The organism is Brotonthovivens ammoniilytica, assembly GCF_025566885.1.
Taxonomy (GTDB): domain Bacteria; phylum Bacillota; class Clostridia; order Lachnospirales; family Lachnospiraceae; genus Brotonthovivens; species Brotonthovivens ammoniilytica.
The window spans coordinates 45,457-65,734 of the sequence record NZ_JAOQJQ010000004.1 but is presented as its reverse complement, the minus strand read 5'-3'; the positions used below and the strand labels follow the sequence as shown (position 1 = coordinate 65,734).

The window sequence follows — 20,278 nt, the reverse complement described above, 5'->3', positions numbered from 1 at the left end:
AGAGAAAAGGAGTGCTGAATTAGGAATTGTTAAGGAGGAAATTATGGTAAAGTTACCAGAAAGAGTGATCGTCAGTGAGGTTTGTCCAAGGGATGGATGGCAGAATCATCCGGTTTTTATTCCCACAGAAATCAAAATAAAATACATAAAAAGAATGATTGATTATGGAGCACGAAACATAGAAGCAGCATCTTTTGTCAGTCCTAAAGCAGTACCGCAGATGAGGGACGCTGCGGAAGTATATGAGGGGATCCGGGACTATGCGGCGGAGCATGGTACGGAAATTATGGCGCTGACACTGAATGGGAAAGGGGTGGAAAATGCCAGAGCCTGCGGTGTGGAGAAGGTATGTTTTGTTTTGTCAGCCAGCGAGGAACACAACCTCCGCAATTCCAGACGGACGATAAAAGCATCTTTGGAGGATTTTAAAAATCTGGCATCTGCGGCAGGCGATATAAAAATGATGCTGGCAATGCCCTGTGTGTTTGGCTCTCCGTTTGGAGATGACATACCAGTGGAGCGTGTGATAAAGTTGATCCGTGAAGCGCTGAGCGTGGGTGTAACAGAGATTGGCCTGGCAGATACTGCGGGCATAGCCAACCCGTATCATACGAGAGAAGTTTTGCAGGCGCTGAAAGGTGAAATTGATTTTAAAAATGTTTCTATTCATTTGCATGATACGCGGGGAATGGGGCTGGCAAATGCTTTTGCAGCGCTGGAGGAAGGTATTACAAAATTTGACGCTTCCCTGGGAGCCCTGGGAGGATGCCCCTTTGTTCCAGGGGCAAAAGGAAATGTTGGGACAGAAGATTTATTGAATATGTTCCAGTCAATGGGGATTGAGACAGGATATGATCTAGATGCTGTGGTAGAAACTGCGGGGGAAATGGGACAGGAGATAGACGTTGGCATTTCATCTAGTATGACTTCACTGTGCAGACATTAAATGTTTGGGAAAGAGAGGGAATTTATGGAAATATTGTCTATTATTTTATTTTTTTCGGCAATCATTCTTGCTTTTCTTAGAAAAAATAATATCGGTATTATTGCTGTTCTGGTGGGTGTGATTGCAATCCGTATTTTCGGGCTTACAGATACGGATTTGATTAGTGGTGTCAGTGTATCCTTGTTTACCACGCTGGCAGGTGTAACATTGTTGTTCTCTGTTGTTACGAATACCGGGGCTCTGGACCTCCTTGCCAGAAAACTGGTTTCTCTGGCAGGAAGCCGTATCTGGCTGCTTCCTATATTGATTGCTTTAACCGGCTGGGTGCTGGTTGCAGTGGGACCTGGCGGAGTGCCGGTTCTGGCGATTATTCCGCCCCTGGCAGTTTCTATAGCAAAACAGGCCGGTTACAATCCGCTGATGATGGCGATGATTGGGATATCCGGTATGCTTTCCGCCCGGTTTTCGCCGTTGACCCCGGAGGGAAATATTATCAGCAGCGCAGTTTCTGAGAGTGGGTTTTCCGGTTTTGCGAATCCGGCAATCATGCTGAATACAGGATTGACAAGTATTATTGTCTGTATCTTTACTTTCATTCTTTTCAAAGGCTATAAGGTGAAAGCTCCGAAAGATATGGCGGTGGTGAAAGTAAAAGAAAAGTTTAATGGTAAGCAGATTGCCGCTCTGCTTGGAATTGCGGCAATGCTTGTTCTGATTATTTTCTGTGGTGTAAATATTGGCATGGCGGCATTCAGTGTAGCCGCAGTTCTTCTGCTTTTGGGAGTAGCTGACGATGCAGAGTGTATCAAGGCAATGCCGTGGAATACAATTCTTATGGTGCTTTGTGTGGGAGCACTGCTTGGTATTGTAGATTCTGTCGGCGGTATTGATATGATGACAAACGCACTGGCAGAGGTGATGAATTCTGCAACTGCGACGCCGCTGATTGGATTATCCGCAAGTCTCTTAAGTCTGGTTAGCTCCGCATTAAGCGTTGTGTATCCGACGATGATGCCAATGTGTGCGGATTTGGCGGCACAGGTGGGAAGTGTGAATCCGGTGGCACTTATGTCCGCAGTAGCGGCAGGCGGAGCGCTGGCTGGAGTATCCCCTATGTCTACAGGCGGAGCGTTGATTATGGGAGCACTTGGAAACGGGTTGAAAGCGGAATATACGAAAGAATACCAAAACAAGGTATTTATCCAGCTGATTCTGTTCTGTATCGCAAATGTGGTGATTTTGCTGATTACCAGCGTACTGTTTTATAATCCTCTGGCAAACCTGCTTTGCCCGGTATAGTAACATGCGGGTGGGTTTTGAAATACAGAAACTGGTAATGGAGGAATAGACAGGATAGGCAGTTGGACATAAAAATATAATAGACGTAAAAATAAAACGAAAAGCAGTCGACAAAAATTGTTGATGTGAGCGCTTTTCGTTTTATTGTATACCTATACAATAAAACCACCTGCTATGCGCAACATCATAAACTTAAAGAAAAGGCTTAAAGAAAAGCGAAAAGGAATCTGACCACAGGTTCCTTTTCTTATGTTAGAATACAGACAGGGGTGTATATGGATAAATCTTATAAAAAAAGATTTCAAATATTTTCTGAATTCTTATCTGAACCAGAACTTGTAAATTATGCAAGGAAGGATGGATATAATACTTTTTCAAGGAAACGAAAAATGCCTCTAAAAGACATGCTGTTATGCTGTCTTTCTAAAAAGGGGCTCACTACAGCCTTTGAACTTAGAAATTATTTTAAAGATAAAGGAGAATTGCCTATGGCATTATCTGTGCAGGGCTATTTACAACAGAGAAAACGTTTAAATCCCGAAGTTTTTCCCTATCTGAACCGTAGATATCTCATGGATTTTTATCATTCTGAGGAACCAAAACTATGGAAAGGATATCTCTTGGCTGCAGTTGATGGAAGTAAGGCAGAGGTGCCGAATTCGAAGGAAAACAGGGAAACCTTTGGAAACAGTGGAAACCAGCATTCTAGAACTGGACAGGTACGGGCGCTTGTAAGCGGAATGTATGATATTTTAAATCATTTTTACCTGGACATTGAAATAGAACATATTTCTGTTAGTGAAATTGAACTGGCAAAGCGGAATTTAAAACATTTGAGGGAAATGAAAATCAGACAACCGGTTCTCGCAGTCTTTGATCGTGGTTATCCCTCCATAGAGTTCATTGATTTTCTAGAAATGGAAAGGATTCATTATATAATCCGTCTTTCATCTAATGATTATAAGTCCGAACGCGAACAGATGCAGTCAGAAGATGAAAAAGTCATTTTAAAGCATTCCTCTGCGCGTCTACAAAAAATACGTCAAAAGCATCCAGAACGGTATGAAGAGATGAAAAGAAAAGAAGAAACGATAGCAAGGATTTTAAAATCAACGTTGCCTTCCGGGAATGAACTCGTACTGATGACAAATTTGCCGGATACAATTGCCGCAGAAGAATTAGCAGATTTATATTACCAAAGATGGGAAATTGAAAAGAAATACCATACGTTAAAAAATAAGATGAAATTTGAGAGCGTAACAGGGAAAGCATCCGTGTATGTATACCAGGATTTTTGGTCACAGGTTTTAGTATATAACATGATTCAGGATATCCGGAACAGTGCAGATGAGGAGGCAGCTGAAGCAGGAAGAAAAAGTAGAAATAAATATCTCATGCATACCAATGAAAATACAGCAATCGGTCTTTTCAAAGAGAATATGCTGAAAATCCTTCTAGAACCGGAAGAAAAGAAGTGTATCCAAAAACTAAATAAACTGCAGAAAGAAATGGAACGATATGTTTTGCCAATAAGGGAACTGCCTGGTAATGAACGCAGAAAGAATATTTCCAATAAATATAAAAATAATCAAAAGAGCAGTTTTTAAAAAGCCCATATTCATTACTAAGGGGAGAATATGGGCTTTTTTTCAATTTTAATTTCTCCTGCTATAAAAATCTTTAAGATAGAAAATTCAAAATGTGTAACATCCATGCTTAAGTTTATGATGTTGAGCTAAGCTGGTGGTGCTGATTTATTTAAGAGACAATAAAAAAGGAAAAACAAACAGTACAAAAGTTTTAGCTTTTCCTTTTGCTGATGAAATTAGCTGATGAAATTATTGCTGGAATTTGTGAATACTAATTGACATGAATATGGACATAGAGTAAAATTGATTTCAGAACATTTGTTCTGAAATGATATAATTTTAGATTGTCTGAGCGGGAAAATAGATATCTGTTTTAAAATATAGAAATATGAGAAAAGGGAGTGAAATAGTGAAAGACTTTTCTTTTTGGGAGGAATATGAAGGCGCATCTGAAGGAAGCGGCAGAAGTGAAAAAATTTGGCTTCAAAATCCTGATACAGGTCAAACGGGTTTGTTTAAATTTAAAAAAGATATTGGCACAACGGATCATGTTTCTGAATGTATTGCTTATAAAATAGCGCAGCTATTGGAAATTCCTTGCGCTAAATTCGAATTGGGAATGTATAAGGGAAGAGAAGGTTCAATGAGTTATAATATTATAAAAAACTCTAATCAAATTCTTGTTGAGGGTATTTATTTTATTACATTAATTTATCCGGGATATAATCCTGAACGGTTTATAGATAGCTCGACGAAGCATAGATATTCTGTTGAAATGGTGAAAAAAGCAATAGAAGCATTCGTATCAATAGAAGATTTCCTAAAAATGTTAATGTTTGACTATTTAATAGGAAATTCAGACAGACATCAGAATAACTGGGCAATTATCATAGAAGGTGATAAAAAGGAATGGTCCCCATTGTATGATAATAGTTCTTCATTATGTGCATATATTTCAGAAGAACAGATAGCAGGTTATTTTGGAAAAGATAAAAATAGGTGGAATGCACTAGTTGATACAAAATCAAGATCGTTACTTCGCTGCAAAAAGTTTGACGAAAAGCGTCCAACTCACTTGACAGTGCTGAAATATTTAAAAGAAAATTACTTTGAAGAGACATGTAGTTTTGCGAATAAAATTCTTACTATAATGACGGAAAAACAAATTTATGATATACTGAAATCATATTCGAGGGAAGAATTGTCGGATAATAAGAAAAAGTTAATTTCAAAATATTTATCGGAAAAAAGAAAGATGTTGGGAATGGTCTATTTTGGAGAGGAGAAGTAGCGTGGCAATTAAAGATGGCAAAGACTATTTATATTTGGTTTGGAAATGTGCTTCAAATAGACGACATTATATAGTTGGTCAGCTTACAAAAAATGGACAATATGAGTTTCAATATTGTGAAGAAATAGAGAAGGCTCTTGAAGTTGGATTTACGCCTTTAGTGTCGTTTGAAAAATTAAATGTCGTATATAAATCTGAAATATTGTTTCCTGTTTTTGCAAGTAGACTTCCGGACAGAAAGAGAAAAGATATTAAAAATATTTTAAAAAAATACGGTTTGGAAGAATATGATTCGTATCAGTTACTAAAGAAAAGCGGCGCTAAATTACCGATTGATAATTTACAATTTATTGATCCGATCCTAAATTATAAAAATAGCTTTGAAAAATTATTTTATGTGACTGGAGCAAGGCATTATTTGGGGTGTAATGGAAATAAGTGTAAGGAGGCAATTCAAGTTACAAGAGGAGATGAAGTTTTTCTGGAGCATGAAGTTGATAATTCGTATGACGAAAATGCGATTCGTGTAGTCAATGAGCAACAAAAAACGTTAGGATATGTTCCCAGGTATTACGCTCAAGCTTTTGTTAAGTTTATTGAGGAAGATAGAGTTGAAGAATGCCATGTTGCAAATGCTGCAAAAGAAAATTGTTGTGATGAATGTATTGGTGTAGTAATAAAGATTACGGAATTAAAGAAATGATTAATTTTCAATTGTAATATGAGGGTTGATTTATTTAAAGTACAGTACAAATTTGAATGTTTGTTCTGTACTTTTTTGTACTCTGCTATAATACCAGAAAAGATTGAAAATACTAAAGAGCTTTGTCTGTAGAAGAGATAAAAAGAATGCTCGCGGCTGCACGCGATACAGACATGTATCGTTCTTCTTACGGCAGACGTATATGTGGACGAAAAAGAGTTGATAAAAGATGAGTAATATTTGAATAATATACAGCTGCTGACCGATGAAATTATTGCTGGAATTTGTGAATACTAATTGACATGAATATGGACATAGAGTAAAATTGGATTCAGAACATTTGTTCTGAAATGCGAGTGGGATATATTATGTAATGTTAGAATATTTTGCATTGATTCATTATCCAATGCTGCCATGGTCGAAAAAGAATAGCGGGAGTATACAACTGCATGGACACATACATGCGCGTGAGGAATATAACCTTCAGAATAAAGCAGATGGCATTAGAAGATATGATGTAGGTATGGAGGCAAATGATTTATCATCCGGTGGCGGTGAAGCAGATTATAGGTTTTTTGATTGAAAGGTGTAAGAAAAATCGAAAATTCCGATTTTATAAAACTTAAATTATAGAAGAGGAGTGTTGAAATGAAGCAGGCGCATGAAATCGTTTTATATCAAATTGATAATACGAATATATGTGTTAATGTGATTTTTTATTATTTATATCGAATTTTGTTATTTTTAGTAAAAGGAGTACTAAATTTTTTGTTGAACAATAAGAATTAGAATACTTAAAACACTAGATGATAATAGAATAAAAACGACATCAAAGAGAAAAGGAACATCTCGTTATATTATAAATGAATTCGAATATGCGAAAGTTATAAATAAAGGAGACTCACATGGATCATTTTGAATTAGTATCAGAATATTCCCCAACCGGCGACCAGCCCCAAGCAATCCAACAACTGGTTCAGGGGTTTAAAGAAGGGAATCAATTTCAGACATTGCTTGGTGTCACCGGTTCGGGTAAGACCTTTACCATGGCGAATGTCATTAAAGAATTAAATAAGCCAACGCTTATTATAGCGCATAATAAAACACTGGCAGCTCAGTTGTACGGCGAGTTCAAAGAATTCTTCCCCAATAATGCAGTAGAATACTTTGTCAGCTATTATGATTATTACCAGCCTGAAGCCTATGTGCCTTCTACAGACACCTACATTGCAAAAGATTCTGCCATTAATGAAGAAATAGATAAATTGCGCCTGTCAGCTACGGCGGCTCTTACAGAGCGGAAAGATGTGATTATTATATCCAGCGTTTCCTGTATTTATGGCCTGGGAAGTCCTGTGGATTATCAGAATATGATGCTGTCCTTAAGACCTGGTATGGAACGGGACAGGGATGAGGTTATACATGCGCTTATTGATATTCAGTATATGAGAAATGATATGGACTTTCACCGGGGAACTTTTCGGGTCCGGGGAGATGTTGTTGAAATATTTCCCGCCAATTTTGGGGAGACTGCTGTAAGGGTGGAGTTTTTTGGTGATGAGATCGACCGGATTACAGAAATTGACGTGCTGACAGGAGAGATTAAATGCCAGCTTGAACATATAGCTGTTTTTCCTGCTTCTCATTATGTGGTTCCGCCTGAAAAGATACAGCAGGCGACAAAAGCCATTGAGGAAGAATTAGAAGAACGGGTCCGCTATTTTAAAAGTGAGGACAAGCTGCTAGAAGCACAGCGGATCGCGGAACGGACCAATTTTGATATAGAAATGATGCGGGAGACCGGTTTCTGCAGTGGAATAGAAAACTATTCCAGGCATCTTGCAGGACTTCCGGCGGGAGTTCCGCCGTATACGCTGATTGATTATTTCCCGGAGGAGTTTCTGATTATTGTAGATGAGTCCCATATTACCATTCCTCAGGTCAGGGGAATGTATGCCGGCGACCAGTCACGGAAAAGTACTCTGGTGGACTATGGATTCCGCCTGCCGTCGGCAAAGGACAACAGACCGCTAAATTTTGGAGAGTTTGAGGGAAAGATAGATCAGATGCTTTTTGTATCCGCTACACCCAATGTTTATGAGCGGGAGCATGAGCTTTTGCGGGCCGAGCAGATTATACGTCCCACCGGACTTTTAGATCCACAAGTGGATGTATGTCCGGTGGAAGGACAGATTGATGATCTGATTGGAAGGATAAAGAAAGAGATCCAGGGCAGGCATAAAGTTCTGGTGACCACGCTGACTAAGAAGATGGCAGAAGATCTGACGGATTATATGAGGGAAATCGGCGTCCGGGTAAAATATCTTCATTCGGATATAGATACGCTGGAAAGAGCAGAGATTATCCGTGATCTGCGCCTGGATGTATTTGATGTGCTGGTTGGAATTAATCTTTTGCGGGAAGGGCTTGATATTCCTGAGATTACGCTGGTGGCTATTTTGGATGCAGATAAAGAAGGCTTTTTAAGATCAGAGACATCTTTAATTCAGACAATCGGCCGTGCAGCCAGAAATTCAGAAGGCCATGTGGTTATGTATGCAGATACTATTACAGATTCTATGCGGATAGCTCTGGATGAGACGGGGAGAAGACGAAAGATACAGATGGCTTATAATGAGGAGCATGGTATTACACCTCAGACAATCAGAAAGTCAGTGAGGGATTTGATCAGCATATCCAGAAAAGTAGCCAAGGAGGAGCTGAGTTTTGAAAAAGACCCGGAATCTATGAGCAGAAAAGAGCTTGAGAAGCTGGTTAAAGATGTAACGAAGAAAATGCAGAAAGCCGCCGCGGAGCTGAACTTTGAAGCTGCAGCGGACTTAAGAGACCGGATGGTAGAACTGAAAAATATGCTGCGGGATTTAGAGGCATAGAGGCGGAAGTAGTGTGAGGTAGATATGGAAAAACAGTACATCAAGATAAAAGGAGCAAATGAACATAATTTAAAAAATATTGATCTGGAAATTCCGAGAAATGAGTTTGTTGTTCTCACCGGACTTTCAGGGTCCGGGAAATCTTCTCTGGCTTTTGACACAATTTATGCAGAAGGACAGAGACGTTATATGGAATCTCTTTCTTCTTATGCAAGGCAGTTCCTTGGACAGATGGAGAAGCCGGATGTTGAAAAGATTGAGGGGCTCTCGCCTGCCATTTCAATTGATCAGAAATCCACAAACCGGAATCCCAGATCAACAGTGGGAACAGTTACAGAAATTTATGATTATTTCCGTCTGCTGTATGCAAGAGCCGGAATCCCTCATTGTCCGGTATGTGGAAAAGAGATCAAAAAACAGACAGTAGATCAAATGGCAGATCAGATTATGGCGCTGCCTCCCCGGACGAAGATTCAGCTGCTGGCGCCGGTTGTCAGAGGCAGAAAAGGGACCCATCAAAAGCTTTTTGAACAGGCAAAGCGCAGCGGCTATGTGAGAGTTCAGGTAGATGGAAATGTATATGAGCTGACGGAAGAAATTAAACTTGATAAAAATAAAAAACATAATATAGAAATTGTGGTGGACCGCCTTGTAGTAAAAGAAGGAATAGAAAGAAGGCTTGTTGATTCCATAGAAAGTGTTATGGAACTGGCGGATGGACTGCTGACCGTAGATGTGATCGGTGGAGAGCCGATTCAGTTTTCACAGAGTTTTTCCTGCCCGGACTGCGGAATCAGTATAGACGAAATTGAGCCCAGAAGTTTTTCGTTTAATAATCCTTTTGGGGCCTGCCCGGACTGTTTTGGGCTGGGATATAAGATGGAGTTTGACGAAGATCTTATGATTCCGGATAAAAGTCTGAGTTTAAAAGGCGGAGCAATTCAGGTGATTGGATGGCAGTCCTCAACGGATCCCTCCAGCTATACCTATGCGATTCTTTCGGCATTGTCTAAAGAGTATGGATTCAGTCTGGATACACCCTATGAGGAACTGTCGGAAGCTGTCAGAAAAATGCTGATTAATGGTACAGATGGAAAAAGTGTAAAGGTATATTATAAAGGACAGCGGGGAGAAGGAGTTTACGATGTGGCCTTTGAAGGATTGATCCGCAATGTAGAGCGCCGTTACCGGGAGACTGGATCGGATACTATTAAGCAGGAGTATGAGACGTTTATGCGCATCACTCCCTGTAAAACATGCGGCGGACAAAGATTAAAGAAAGAAGCACTGGCGGTTACCGTTTCCGGTAAAAATATTTATGAAATTACGTCGATGTCGGTTAAGGATTTGTACGAGTTTTTGCAGCATATGGAGCTGACACCCCAGCAGAAACTGATCGGGGCTCAGGTATTAAAAGAAATCCGGGCACGTGTGGGATTTCTAATGAAGGTAGGGCTTGATTATCTGTCTCTTGCCAGAGCTACCGGAACACTGTCCGGGGGAGAGGCGCAGCGGATCCGGCTGGCGACTCAGATTGGTTCCGGTCTGGTGGGAGTTGCCTATATATTGGATGAGCCAAGTATCGGACTGCACCAGAGAGATAATGATAAACTGCTGGCCGCGTTAAAAAATCTGAAGGATCTTGGAAACTCTTTAATTGTTGTGGAACATGATGAGGATACAATGTTTGCGGCGGATTATATTGTGGATATCGGTCCCGGTGCGGGAGAACACGGGGGAGAAGTTGTGGCCGCAGGAACTGCTCAGGAAATTATGCAGTGTGAAGAGTCAGTAACCGGTGCATATTTAAGCCGGAGAATGACGATTCCGGTGCCTGAAGTCCGAAGAGTCCCTGCCGGATTTCTTACGATTACCGGAGCAAAAGAGAATAACCTTAAAAATATTAAGGTAAATGTGCCTTTGGGAGTTATGGTGTGTGTAACCGGCGTATCGGGTTCCGGCAAGAGTTCTCTGGTGAATGAAATCTTATATAAACGCCTGGCCAGAGAATTAAATCACGCGCGCTGCATTCCGGGAAAACATGATAAAATTGCGGGAATGGATCAGCTGGACAAAGTAATCTGTATAGATCAGTCGCCCATTGGCCGGACACCGCGTTCTAATCCGGCAACCTATACCGGTGTGTTTGATCAGATCAGGGATCTGTTTGCGGCAACCCAGGACGCAAAAGCCCGGGGATATAAAAAAGGACGGTTCAGTTTTAATGTAAAAGGCGGGCGGTGCGAAGCCTGCAGTGGTGACGGCATTATTAAAATAGAAATGCATTTTCTTCCGGATGTTTATGTTCCCTGTGAGGTGTGTCAGGGAAGACGCTATAACAGAGAAACTCTGGAAGTAAAGTATAAAGGGAAAAGTATCTATGATGTTCTGGATATGACAGTGGAGGAAGCATTGGACTTTTTCTCAAATGTACCGTCTGTAAAACGCAAAATTCAGACATTGTATGATGTGGGACTGTCCTATATCCGGCTTGGCCAGCCTTCCACCACATTGTCGGGAGGAGAAGCTCAGAGAATTAAACTGGCCACCGAATTAAGCAAACGGAGTACAGGGAAAACCATTTATATTTTGGACGAACCCACTACGGGACTTCATTTTGCGGACGTGCATAAGTTGATTGATATTCTGCACCGGCTGACAGAAGGCGGAAATTCCGTTGTGGTTATTGAGCATAATCTGGATGTTATAAAAACAGCTGATTATCTGATTGATATGGGACCAGAAGGCGGAGACGGGGGCGGCACCGTTGTTGCTGAAGGGACGCCGGAGGAGGTTACAAAAATTCCTGAATCCTATACCGGTAAATATGTAAAAAAATATCTGGAAGAATCAAAGAAATAATATTAGTGTGCCGGCGGGGCAGTTGCTGTCCTGCCGGCATTGTGTATTTTCCGCCGCAGTGCGATCCACAGCGGAGCGTTTTTTTGTTCTATAGGAATCGGTACTTTTCAGCTTTATACAACACAGTATTTCCTATAGAGTAAAAAAAGATTTTGACCTTCATACAATGAACATCAAAATCTTATAAATGTCGGGGAGTACCCCCCAGGCCGAAACCTGGAAGGTATGAGTTATGAAAAATTATATTAGCTAATTGCTAGTACAGTTATGAGTATAAACAAAGAATGTGAAAAAAATGTGACAAGAATGTGACAAGACTATAAACTTTTTAAAGTGAGAGATAAGAAAGCAGATGGAGGAGTTTGTAAAAATATGTTTTGTCTGTTATTTTTTGTGAAAAATGTTAATAATAGAAAACAGTTAATCTTTGACGGGAGTTTGGAATATCCGTTTTACTCTTGACAGTCTGCTGTTTGTCCGGTATCTGAAAGAGGCAGAGAATCCAAATAAACAGCCGTTTTTATTAAGAATTTATTAAATATAAGAGCTTTTCCATGAATTTTAAAAAAATCCTTTGAAAAATGGCATTATTTGTATATAATAGAGAAACGGAATTGTTTCAGATCATAGAAAGGAGTATGAGAAATGGTTTCTACAGATATAGGAATTGATTTAGGTACAGCCAGTATTCTAGTATATATGAAGGGCAAGGGCGTTGTTTTAAAAGAGCCGTCTGTTGTTGCCTTTGACCGAGATACAAATAAAATTAAAGCAATTGGGGAAGAGGCGCGTTTGATGCTGGGGCGGACTCCCGGCAACATTGTTGCGGTCAGACCTCTGCGCCAGGGCGTAATCTCTGATTATACAGTTACAGAGAAAATGATGAAGTATTTTATTCAGAAGGCAGTGGGAAAGAAAAGCTTTCGCAAGCCGTTAATCAGCGTTTGCGTGCCAAGCGGTGTAACAGAAGTAGAGAAGAAAGCGGTAGAGGATGCAACATATCAGGCGGGGGCCAGAGATGTGAAAATCATCGAGGAACCAATTGCGGCAGCGATCGGAGCGGGAATTGATATTGCAAGACCATGTGGAAATATGATTGTAGATATTGGAGGCGGAACTGCTGATATTGCTGTCATTTCTCTTGGAGGCACTGTAGTCAGTACTTCTATTAAAATTGCGGGGGATGATTTTGATGAAGCCATTGTCCGCTATATGAGAAAGAAACATAATCTTCTAATTGGTGAGAGAACAGCAGAAGATATTAAGATTAAAATAGGAACCTGTTATCCCCTGCCGGAGCCGATGACACTGGATGTGCGGGGAAGAAATCTTGTAACGGGTCTTCCAAAAACGGTAACTGTTTCCTCTGAGGAAACGGAAGAAGCCCTTCGTGAAGCTACTATGCAGATTGTTGAGGCGGTTCACAGTGTTTTAGAGAAGACACCACCGGAGCTGGCTGCGGATGTGGCTGACCGGGGGATTGTGCTGACTGGAGGCGGGGCACTGCTGCGGGGGCTTGAGGAACTTCTGGAAGCTAATACAGGAATCAATACGATGACAGCAGAGGATCCTATGACCTGCGTGGCAATCGGAACCGGTAAATATGTAGAATTTCTTGCTGGAAAAAGAGACGAATAAAACATAAGTTTGAGAGAGGGACATGCTTTGGCAGCGTCCCTTTTCTTTGCTCTATAGGAAATACTGTGTTGTGATAAAGCTGAAAAGTACCGATTCTTATAGAGCAAAAACGCTCCGCTGATGAGCGCACTGCGGCGGAATGGAGTCATGTCGCAAAAGCGACCCGCCGCAGGCGGAGAATGTGCTTTGCACATTCTTTTTTATTTTCTGCATAAAAAGAGGATTGTGAGTAAATGGAGACTATTACAGGGTATGTAGAGCATATTGTGTATCGGAATGAGGATAACGGTTATACGGTGTTAAATCTGATCAGTGATGGTGAGGAAATCCCGTGCACAGGAATTTTTCATGTGATCAGTGAAGGCGAAACTATAGAAGCAAAAGGAGAATTTCAATCCCACCCTACTTACGGGGAACAGTTTAAGGTCACTGAGTTTCAGACCAAGGCGCCGGAGGATGTGGTTTCTATAGAACGGTATCTTGGGTCCGGAGCAATCAAAGGAGTGGGAGCTGCTCTGGCTTCAAGGATTGTCCGCAGATTTAAGGAAGATACCTTTCGGATTATTGAACAGGAGCCGGAACGTCTGGTGGAAATCAAGGGAATCAGTGAACGAAAAGCCCGGGAGATTGCAGAACAGACAGAGGAAAAAAGAGAGCTTCGCCAGGCAATGATATTTCTGCAGAAATATGGTATTTCATTGACTCTGGCTGTGAAAATATATCAGACATACGGGCTGGATGTTTACCGGATAATCCAGGAAAATCCATATAAGCTGGCAGATGATATGAGCGGCGTGGGCTTTAAAATTGCCGATGAGATTGCAAGGAGAGTAGGAATTCATACAGATTCGGATTTCCGGATTCGAAGCGGTATTCTTTATGTTTTGCAGCAGGCTGCCGGTGAGGGGCATACCTGTCTGCCTCAGGGAATACTGACAAAGAGAACCAGTGATATCCTGGAAGTGGCTCCTGAATTTATAGAAAAACATTATATGGATATGTCCATTGAGCGGAAGCTGATGTTAAAAGAAATGCGGGATGATGTGTTTATTTATGCCGCGTCTTATTATTATATGGAAGTTAATACAGCTACTATGCTGAAAGCTCTCAATGTAACCTATGATGTGGCTGATGCCCCTATTGAACAGCGGGTACATAAAATTGAAAAATCAACAAATATGCAGCTGGATGATATGCAGATGTCTGCGGTAAAGGAAGCTGTAAGAAACGGACTGCTGGTAATTACCGGTGGGCCCGGTACCGGTAAGACCACCACCATCAATACAATTATCCGCTATTTTGAGTCGGAGGGGATGGATATCTTTCTGGCGGCGCCTACTGGAAGGGCGGCAAAGCGGATGAGTGAAACTACCGGGTTTGAGGCAAGAACCATACACCGGATGCTGGAGCTTAACGGCGGTATGGAAGGAAGTGCGGGATTTGAAAAAAATGAAAAAAATCCTCTGGAGACGGATGTGGTAATTATTGATGAAATGTCTATGGTGGATATTACATTGATGCATTCTTTGTTAAAGGCTGTTATGTATGGAACACGTCTGATTTTGGTGGGAGATGCCAACCAGCTGCCCAGCGTGGGGCCGGGAAGTGTGTTAAAAGATATTATTGATTCAAAGGCCTGCAGTGTAGTGAGGCTGACCAGGATTTTCAGGCAGGCATCAAAGAGTGATATTGTGGTGAATGCTCATAAAATTAATCGTGGTGAGGAAGTGGTGCTGGATAATAAAAGCAGAGATTTCTTTTTTCTGAAACGGTACGATGCTGATGTAATTATTAGTGTCTGCATTCAGCTGATTAAGCAGAAGCTTCCTAAATATGTAGATGCACAGCCCTTTGATATACAGATTTTAACACCCATGAGAAAGGGACTGCTGGGGGTGGAACGCCTTAATGGAATTTTGCAGCAGTATTTAAATCCAAAGGCACCGGACAAAGCTGAGCGGGAGCATGGCCAGATGATTTTTCGGGAAGGCGATAAGATCATGCAGACAAAAAACAATTATCAGATTGAGTGGGAGATACGCAGTAAGTATGGGATCCCTGTTGACAAAGGAATGGGTGTGTTTAACGGGGATATGGGAATCGTAAGAGAGATTAATGGGTTTTCTGAAACTATGACAGTAGAATTTGAAGAGGGCAGGATGGTAGATTATCCATTTAAGCAGTTAGATGAACTGGATCTGGCTTATGCAATTACAGTACACAAATCTCAGGGGAGCGAGTATCCCGCGGTAGTGATTCCGCTGCTTGGCGGTCCTAGGATGCTGATGAACCGCAATCTGTTATATACTGCGGTAACCCGTGCCAAAAAATGTGTGACACTGGTAGGTGATGATACAGCATTTCAGGAAATGGCCTTTAATGTAAGCGAACAGAAACGTTACAGCGGTTTGAAGGAACAGCTGCAGAGTCAGATTTAAGAAACATTTTAGAAAAGGGAAAGAAAAAAGCCACAAACACCTGTTATTCTTTTAAAAGAGTTGATTTCCTGTAAAAGGTACAGGAAATATGAAACAAATAAAGTTATATTGTCTGGCAGATCATGCGCTGCAGCTTTTATACCCTTATCGGTGCCCTGTTTGTGATCAAATTCCGGACAGCAAAAAAATATCTGAATATATTTGTCCGGAGTGTAAAAAGAAACTGATTTATATTGCGGGCAGTTATTGTATGAAATGCGGGAAACCTCTGGTTTCCCAGGAGGAAGAATACTGCAGTGACTGCATCAGGAGAAGACATGAATTTGATGCAGGCCGGAGTCTTTTCTCCTATCAGGGAGAGGTGCGCAGTTCTCTGTATCGGTTTAAATACGGGAATAAACGTTCCTATGCATTTTTCTATGGCAGTGAAATTTGTAAACAGCTGGAAACATGGATTCGCCGCTGCGGGATAGATTACCTGATACCGATTCCTCTTTATAAAAAGAAAAAACGGAAGCGGGGATATAATCAGGCGGAAGTTCTAGCCCGGGTTCTTTCTAGGAATTTGTCTGTTCCTGTACTTTCTTCAGGACTTGTGAGAGTAAAAAATACCAGCCCCCAGAAGGAATTATCAGCAGCGGAGAGGAGAAAAAATCTAGCAGGAGCTTTTGCATGCTTTAGTGAGAGTGTCAGAGGAAAAACGATACTGCTTACGGATGATATTTATACAACCGGCGCCACGGCTGATGCGGCAGCAAAAGTGTTGAAAGCTGCGGGAGCCAGGCGTGTGTATATGGTCAGCATTGCAATTGGAGGATAAGGGCTTTGCATCGTCTGGGTTCTATGCTATAATAAAAATGCTGTAAATTGAATAAAATAGGTGAATTGTATGATAAATCAGGAAAAAGTCCGTGATATGACCCGAATGGCGGCATATGAAGACGGAGACGGTGAAATGGAAATACAGATGAGCACATACAGAAAAAAAGACTATGTTGCGCTTCAGCTTGTAAAAGCTTTTATTTTTGGAACAATTGCGTATGGCATTATGCTGGTGTTCTGGATTGCGAAAGCAGAAGATTTTCTGGCGGATATTGACAGCATGGATACCATTACTTCAATTGGCTTCTGGGTGCTGATTATATATTTTGTGTTCCTGGCTGCATATATGGTGTGCTCTTTTTTTGTGGCACGCAGACAGTATGATACATGCAGGCGGCATTCAAAGGCATATCTGCGCCGGCTGAGAAGAGTATGCCGTTCGTATTCAGCAGATGAAGATACTACAGTTAAGGATTGAGAGAATAATGACAACTTCATTTTTATTGGAATTAAGAGAAAAGTTCTTTTTGTTTATGCAGAAAAGGGAGAAACTGGTAAAGCCGGCAGTCAAATTCGTGATTGCTTTTTTTGCGTTTCTGCTCATTAATAATACGGTGGGCTATATGAGCCAGGCGGACAATATGCTGATTGTACTTGGTCTTGCGGTATTATGTGCATTTACACCATCAGGTGTTTTAATTGCTGCAGGCGCGGTGCTGATACTTCTTCACTTTTATGCTCTGGCCATGGAATTGTGTCTGATTACGTTACTGCTTTTTGTGTTAATGTTCTGCCTTTATTTTCGTTTTACGAAAAAAATTGGCTATCATGTGGCCATGACTTCCATGCTTAGTTTTCTGCATTTTCCGTATATTATGCCGGTGGCAGTGGGACTAATGGGAAAGCCCTATAATGTAATATCGGTAGTCTGCGGCTCTATGGTATATTTTCTTGTGAAAAATGTCAGGGAAAATGAAATGCTGTTCCGCTCTTTTGAAGAGGGGGCTAATGGCGTTTCCAAATATACGCTGGCGGTAAACCAGATATTTGTCAATAAGGAAATGTTTTTGTTTATGGCTGCATTTGTTGCAGCGGCAGTAACCGTGTATTTTATCCGGAAATTGAAAGTAGACCATGCCTGGACGGTTGCAACAATTGTGGGAATTGTAGTTCAGCTGGTGATTGTAGGCGGCGGAGAGATTTTTCTTGGCAGAGCCGGACAGCTTTTGTGGGTATTTATCGGATGCGTGATATCTTTATTGATTGCGTTTGTTGTCCAATTTATGACCCATAGTCTGGATTATTCCAGAGTTGAGAATGTTCAGTTTGAAGATGATGAATACTATTACTATGTGAAGGCCGTTCCAAAATCTAAGATCGCAGTGGAGGATAAAAAGGTCTGGCAGATCAGCAGTCAGGATGGCGGCGGTCCTCTGCAGCAGGACATGAGAGAGACTGAGAGAAAAACATTGGATGATGACCATAGTCAAAATCAATATGATGATGAATTGAGACGGCGTACTTTTGAAGAGTTTGACACAGAAGAGGAGTGGCTGGATCATTAAGAATTTATAAAATTAAGGAAGGGAAGTGAGAAAATGAGAGAATTGATAGCGCCGATTTATGCATTGACAGACCGGTATCTGTACTGGTTTAATATGCCTCATGTGTCGAAAACAGATGTAGTCGAAATTATTATTATTGCATTTTTGCTATATCACTTTCTGGTATGGGTAAAAAATACCAGAGCATGGGTGCTGTTTAAGGGGATTCTCGTCATTTTGATTTTCCTGTTAATTGCAGCTATTTTCCAGATGAATACCATTTTGTGGCTGGCAAGCAAGCTGTTTAGTATAGCCGCTATTGCTTTGGTTGTCATATTCCAGCCTGAGCTGCGCCATGCCCTTGAGCAGCTGGGAAGAAAAAATATATTTGCCTCCATATTTAATTTGAATTTTCAAAAAGAGGAGCGCGACGAATTTAATGAAAAAACAACCAATGAGATTGTAAAAGCAAGTTTTGAAATGGGAAAAGTAAAAACCGGAGCGCTGATTGTTATAGAAAGAGGAACACCCTTAAATGAATTTATCAGAACCGGTATTGAGCTGGATTCTCTTGTTTCCAGCCAGCTTTTAATTAATATATTTGAACATAATACTCCCCTTCACGACGGGGCCATTATAGTAAGAGGCAACAGAGTGGTTTCTGCCACCTGCTACCTGCCGCTGTCTGATAATATGCGGCTGAGCAAAGATCTTGGGACCAGACACCGCGCTGCGGTAGGAGTCAGTGAAGTCAGTGATTCTCTGACTATTATTGTATCAGAAGAAACCGGATATGTATCACTGGCTGTAGAGGGTGTACTTCACAGAAATGTGGATGCTGAGTTTCTGAAAGAAAAGCTGAATCATATGGCAGCATCCGGTGTGAATGAAGGCACAATTGTAGGAAAACTGAAAAGGAGGCTGAATGATGCTGCAAAAGATAGCAAAAATCATAACTAATAATTTCGGCCTCAAATGTTTGGCTGTGGTTGTGGCGGTGGTATTCTGGCTTGTAATTGTAAATGTGGAAGATCCCGAAAGAACCAGGGTATTTACCGTTCCTGTTACAATTGAAAATGAATCCTATCTGACCGATATGGGAAAGACGTATGAGGTTTTAAATCACTCAGATACAATTACCTTTACGGTAACGGCTAAGCGGTCTGTAATTGAGCGGGTAACAAATTCCGATTTTACGGCCACTGCCAATATGCGGGATATTGTTAATATGTCTGAAATCCCGGTTACCATAACGGCGCAGAAATATGCAAATCAGCTGACCATTACAAAGAAATCCCAGTATGTAGAGATCAATGTGGAAAATATCGTTTCCAGGACATTTGATATACAGACCAGTGCAGATGGAGCCATGACAGATGGCTATTCGGTAGGAGATCTGACCGTTTCACCAGAACAGGTAAAAGTCACGGGACCGGAGTCTGTTGTAAACAGTATATCCACAGCAGAGGCGCATATAGATATCAGTTCTGTGAAAACTGATGCAGTGGAAAATACAGATATCGTTTTATATGATGAAAAGGGGAAGGCAGTTTCCCAGGACCGGCTGACGATGGATCATAAAACGGTTCAGATTTCGGTAGGGGTTTTACAAAAGAAAACAGTTCCGGTTAAATATGAAAGCAACGGGACACCGGCGGAAGGGTGCCGGGTAACCGGTATCAGCGGAAGCATTGAAAAAATAATTGTTCAGGGAGCACCGGAAGCTGTGGAAGGACTGGATACCATTCTTATCAGTGGAGATGTGTTGAATGTTTCGGGTCAGAAAGATGATCTTGTAAAAATAATTAATCTGTCTGATTACCTGCCGGAAGGTGTAAGTCTTGCTGCTGATCAGAATGCAGAAACGGAAGTGACTGTAAGTATTGAAGGCGTAAAAACCAGTACTTATAAAGTCCCCGCCGGGAACATTACATTACAGAATGTTCCGGAGGGTTTTTCAGCCACGTTAAAAACAGATACTGTTCCGGTAGAAATCGAAGGATATGCTTCAGAGTTAAAAGACATATCAGAGGCGGACCTTGTGGGGACGGCGGATTTGTCAGGTCTGAAAAGCGGAACACATGAGATAACGGTAAAGATGTCCGGTAATTATAAAATTGTGGGTACAGTGAAGGTGACTGTGGAGCTTAAGGAAGATGATGCAGCTGACAATAAGCCGCCGGAAACAAATCAGCCGGATGAGGATGTGTCAGAGTAAAACCGCATAAGAAGCAAGGAAATGCGACAGGGGG

The 20,278-nt window shown here is 41.3% G+C and carries 15 protein-coding genes; all 15 read left to right on the top strand.

Translation table 11 applies throughout. From position 1 onward, the window contains the following. Nucleotides 1–43 precede the first annotated feature (43 nt). The 15 genes from OCV88_RS10190 (at nucleotide 44) to OCV88_RS10120 (ending at nucleotide 20,244) form a co-directional block, all read left to right on the top strand. Nucleotides 44–946, top strand: coding sequence for a hydroxymethylglutaryl-CoA lyase (locus OCV88_RS10190; RefSeq protein WP_158425409.1), 903 nt, complete (start codon nucleotides 44–46; stop codon nucleotides 944–946). Nucleotides 947–970: 24 nt separating this feature from the next. Then, nucleotides 971–2,245, top strand: a complete 1,275-nt coding sequence (locus OCV88_RS10185) for an SLC13 family permease (RefSeq protein WP_158425408.1) — start codon at nucleotides 971–973, stop codon at nucleotides 2,243–2,245. Between the two features lie 275 nt (nucleotides 2,246–2,520). After that, nucleotides 2,521–3,852: an IS4 family transposase gene (locus OCV88_RS10180; RefSeq protein ID WP_158425407.1), complete on the top strand. Its 1,332-nt coding sequence runs from the start codon at nucleotides 2,521–2,523 to the stop codon at nucleotides 3,850–3,852. Nucleotides 3,853–4,243: 391 nt separating this feature from the next. Continuing rightward, nucleotides 4,244–5,125, top strand: a complete 882-nt coding sequence (locus OCV88_RS10175; RefSeq protein WP_158425406.1) for a HipA domain-containing protein — start codon at nucleotides 4,244–4,246, stop codon at nucleotides 5,123–5,125. A 1-nt stretch (nucleotide 5,126) separates the two neighbouring features. Beyond that, nucleotides 5,127–5,828, top strand: coding sequence for an HIRAN domain-containing protein (locus OCV88_RS10170; RefSeq protein ID WP_158425405.1), 702 nt, complete (start codon nucleotides 5,127–5,129; stop codon nucleotides 5,826–5,828). A 373-nt stretch (nucleotides 5,829–6,201) separates the two neighbouring features. Further along, nucleotides 6,202–6,411, top strand: coding sequence for a metallophosphoesterase family protein (locus OCV88_RS10165; RefSeq protein ID WP_262591164.1), 210 nt, complete (start codon nucleotides 6,202–6,204; stop codon nucleotides 6,409–6,411). Between the two features lie 322 nt (nucleotides 6,412–6,733). Further along, complete coding sequence (gene uvrB, locus OCV88_RS10160) at nucleotides 6,734–8,722, top strand: excinuclease ABC subunit UvrB (protein WP_158425404.1); 1,989 nt, start codon at nucleotides 6,734–6,736, stop codon at nucleotides 8,720–8,722. A 24-nt stretch (nucleotides 8,723–8,746) separates the two neighbouring features. Then, the gene (gene uvrA / locus OCV88_RS10155; RefSeq protein WP_158425403.1) at nucleotides 8,747–11,584 is read left to right on the top strand and encodes an excinuclease ABC subunit UvrA; all 2,838 of its coding nucleotides are present in this window, start codon (nucleotides 8,747–8,749) and stop codon (nucleotides 11,582–11,584) included. A gap of 645 nt (nucleotides 11,585–12,229) precedes the next feature. Next, complete coding sequence (gene mreB, locus OCV88_RS10150; RefSeq protein WP_158425402.1) at nucleotides 12,230–13,222, top strand: rod shape-determining protein; 993 nt, start codon at nucleotides 12,230–12,232, stop codon at nucleotides 13,220–13,222. A gap of 233 nt (nucleotides 13,223–13,455) precedes the next feature. After that, nucleotides 13,456–15,660 carry an SF1B family DNA helicase RecD2 gene (gene recD2 / locus OCV88_RS10145; RefSeq protein WP_158425401.1) on the top strand — a complete coding sequence of 735 codons (2,205 nt, stop codon included), beginning with the start codon at nucleotides 13,456–13,458 and terminating at the stop codon, nucleotides 15,658–15,660. A gap of 88 nt (nucleotides 15,661–15,748) precedes the next feature. Further along, nucleotides 15,749–16,480, top strand: coding sequence for a ComF family protein (locus tag OCV88_RS10140; RefSeq protein ID WP_158425400.1), 732 nt, complete (start codon nucleotides 15,749–15,751; stop codon nucleotides 16,478–16,480). 69 nt (nucleotides 16,481–16,549) lie between these two features. Continuing rightward, the gene (locus OCV88_RS10135; protein WP_158425399.1) at nucleotides 16,550–16,960 is read left to right on the top strand and encodes a hypothetical protein; all 411 of its coding nucleotides are present in this window, start codon (nucleotides 16,550–16,552) and stop codon (nucleotides 16,958–16,960) included. A 7-nt stretch (nucleotides 16,961–16,967) separates the two neighbouring features. Then, nucleotides 16,968–18,047, top strand: coding sequence for a hypothetical protein (locus tag OCV88_RS10130; protein ID WP_158425398.1), 1,080 nt, complete (start codon nucleotides 16,968–16,970; stop codon nucleotides 18,045–18,047). Between the two features lie 33 nt (nucleotides 18,048–18,080). Further along, a complete protein-coding gene (gene cdaA / locus OCV88_RS10125) occupies nucleotides 18,081–18,986 on the top strand; it encodes a diadenylate cyclase CdaA (RefSeq protein ID WP_158425397.1) in 906 nt (301 codons plus the stop codon). After that, nucleotides 18,952–20,244: a CdaR family protein gene (locus tag OCV88_RS10120; RefSeq protein WP_158425396.1), complete on the top strand. Its 1,293-nt coding sequence runs from the start codon at nucleotides 18,952–18,954 to the stop codon at nucleotides 20,242–20,244. Before cdaA ends, OCV88_RS10120 begins: the two co-directional genes overlap by 35 nt. The last annotated feature ends 34 nt before the right edge of the window (nucleotides 20,245–20,278 follow it).

Coding starts and splice junctions, on each gene's coding strand:
- cdaA (WP_158425397.1), top strand. CDS start 18,081: ATGAGAGAATTGATAGCGCCGATTTATGCATTGACAGACCGGTATCTG.
- OCV88_RS10165 (WP_262591164.1), top strand. CDS start 6,202: ATGTTAGAATATTTTGCATTGATTCATTATCCAATGCTGCCATGGTCG.
- OCV88_RS10140 (WP_158425400.1), top strand. CDS start 15,749: ATGAAACAAATAAAGTTATATTGTCTGGCAGATCATGCGCTGCAGCTT.
- recD2 (WP_158425401.1), top strand. CDS start 13,456: ATGGAGACTATTACAGGGTATGTAGAGCATATTGTGTATCGGAATGAG.
- OCV88_RS10135 (WP_158425399.1), top strand. CDS start 16,550: ATGATAAATCAGGAAAAAGTCCGTGATATGACCCGAATGGCGGCATAT.
- OCV88_RS10130 (WP_158425398.1), top strand. CDS start 16,968: ATGACAACTTCATTTTTATTGGAATTAAGAGAAAAGTTCTTTTTGTTT.
- OCV88_RS10190 (WP_158425409.1), top strand. CDS start 44: ATGGTAAAGTTACCAGAAAGAGTGATCGTCAGTGAGGTTTGTCCAAGG.
- mreB (WP_158425402.1), top strand. CDS start 12,230: ATGGTTTCTACAGATATAGGAATTGATTTAGGTACAGCCAGTATTCTA.
- OCV88_RS10120 (WP_158425396.1), top strand. CDS start 18,952: ATGATGCTGCAAAAGATAGCAAAAATCATAACTAATAATTTCGGCCTC.
- uvrB (WP_158425404.1), top strand. CDS start 6,734: ATGGATCATTTTGAATTAGTATCAGAATATTCCCCAACCGGCGACCAG.
- OCV88_RS10180 (WP_158425407.1), top strand. CDS start 2,521: ATGGATAAATCTTATAAAAAAAGATTTCAAATATTTTCTGAATTCTTA.
- OCV88_RS10185 (WP_158425408.1), top strand. CDS start 971: ATGGAAATATTGTCTATTATTTTATTTTTTTCGGCAATCATTCTTGCT.
- uvrA (WP_158425403.1), top strand. CDS start 8,747: ATGGAAAAACAGTACATCAAGATAAAAGGAGCAAATGAACATAATTTA.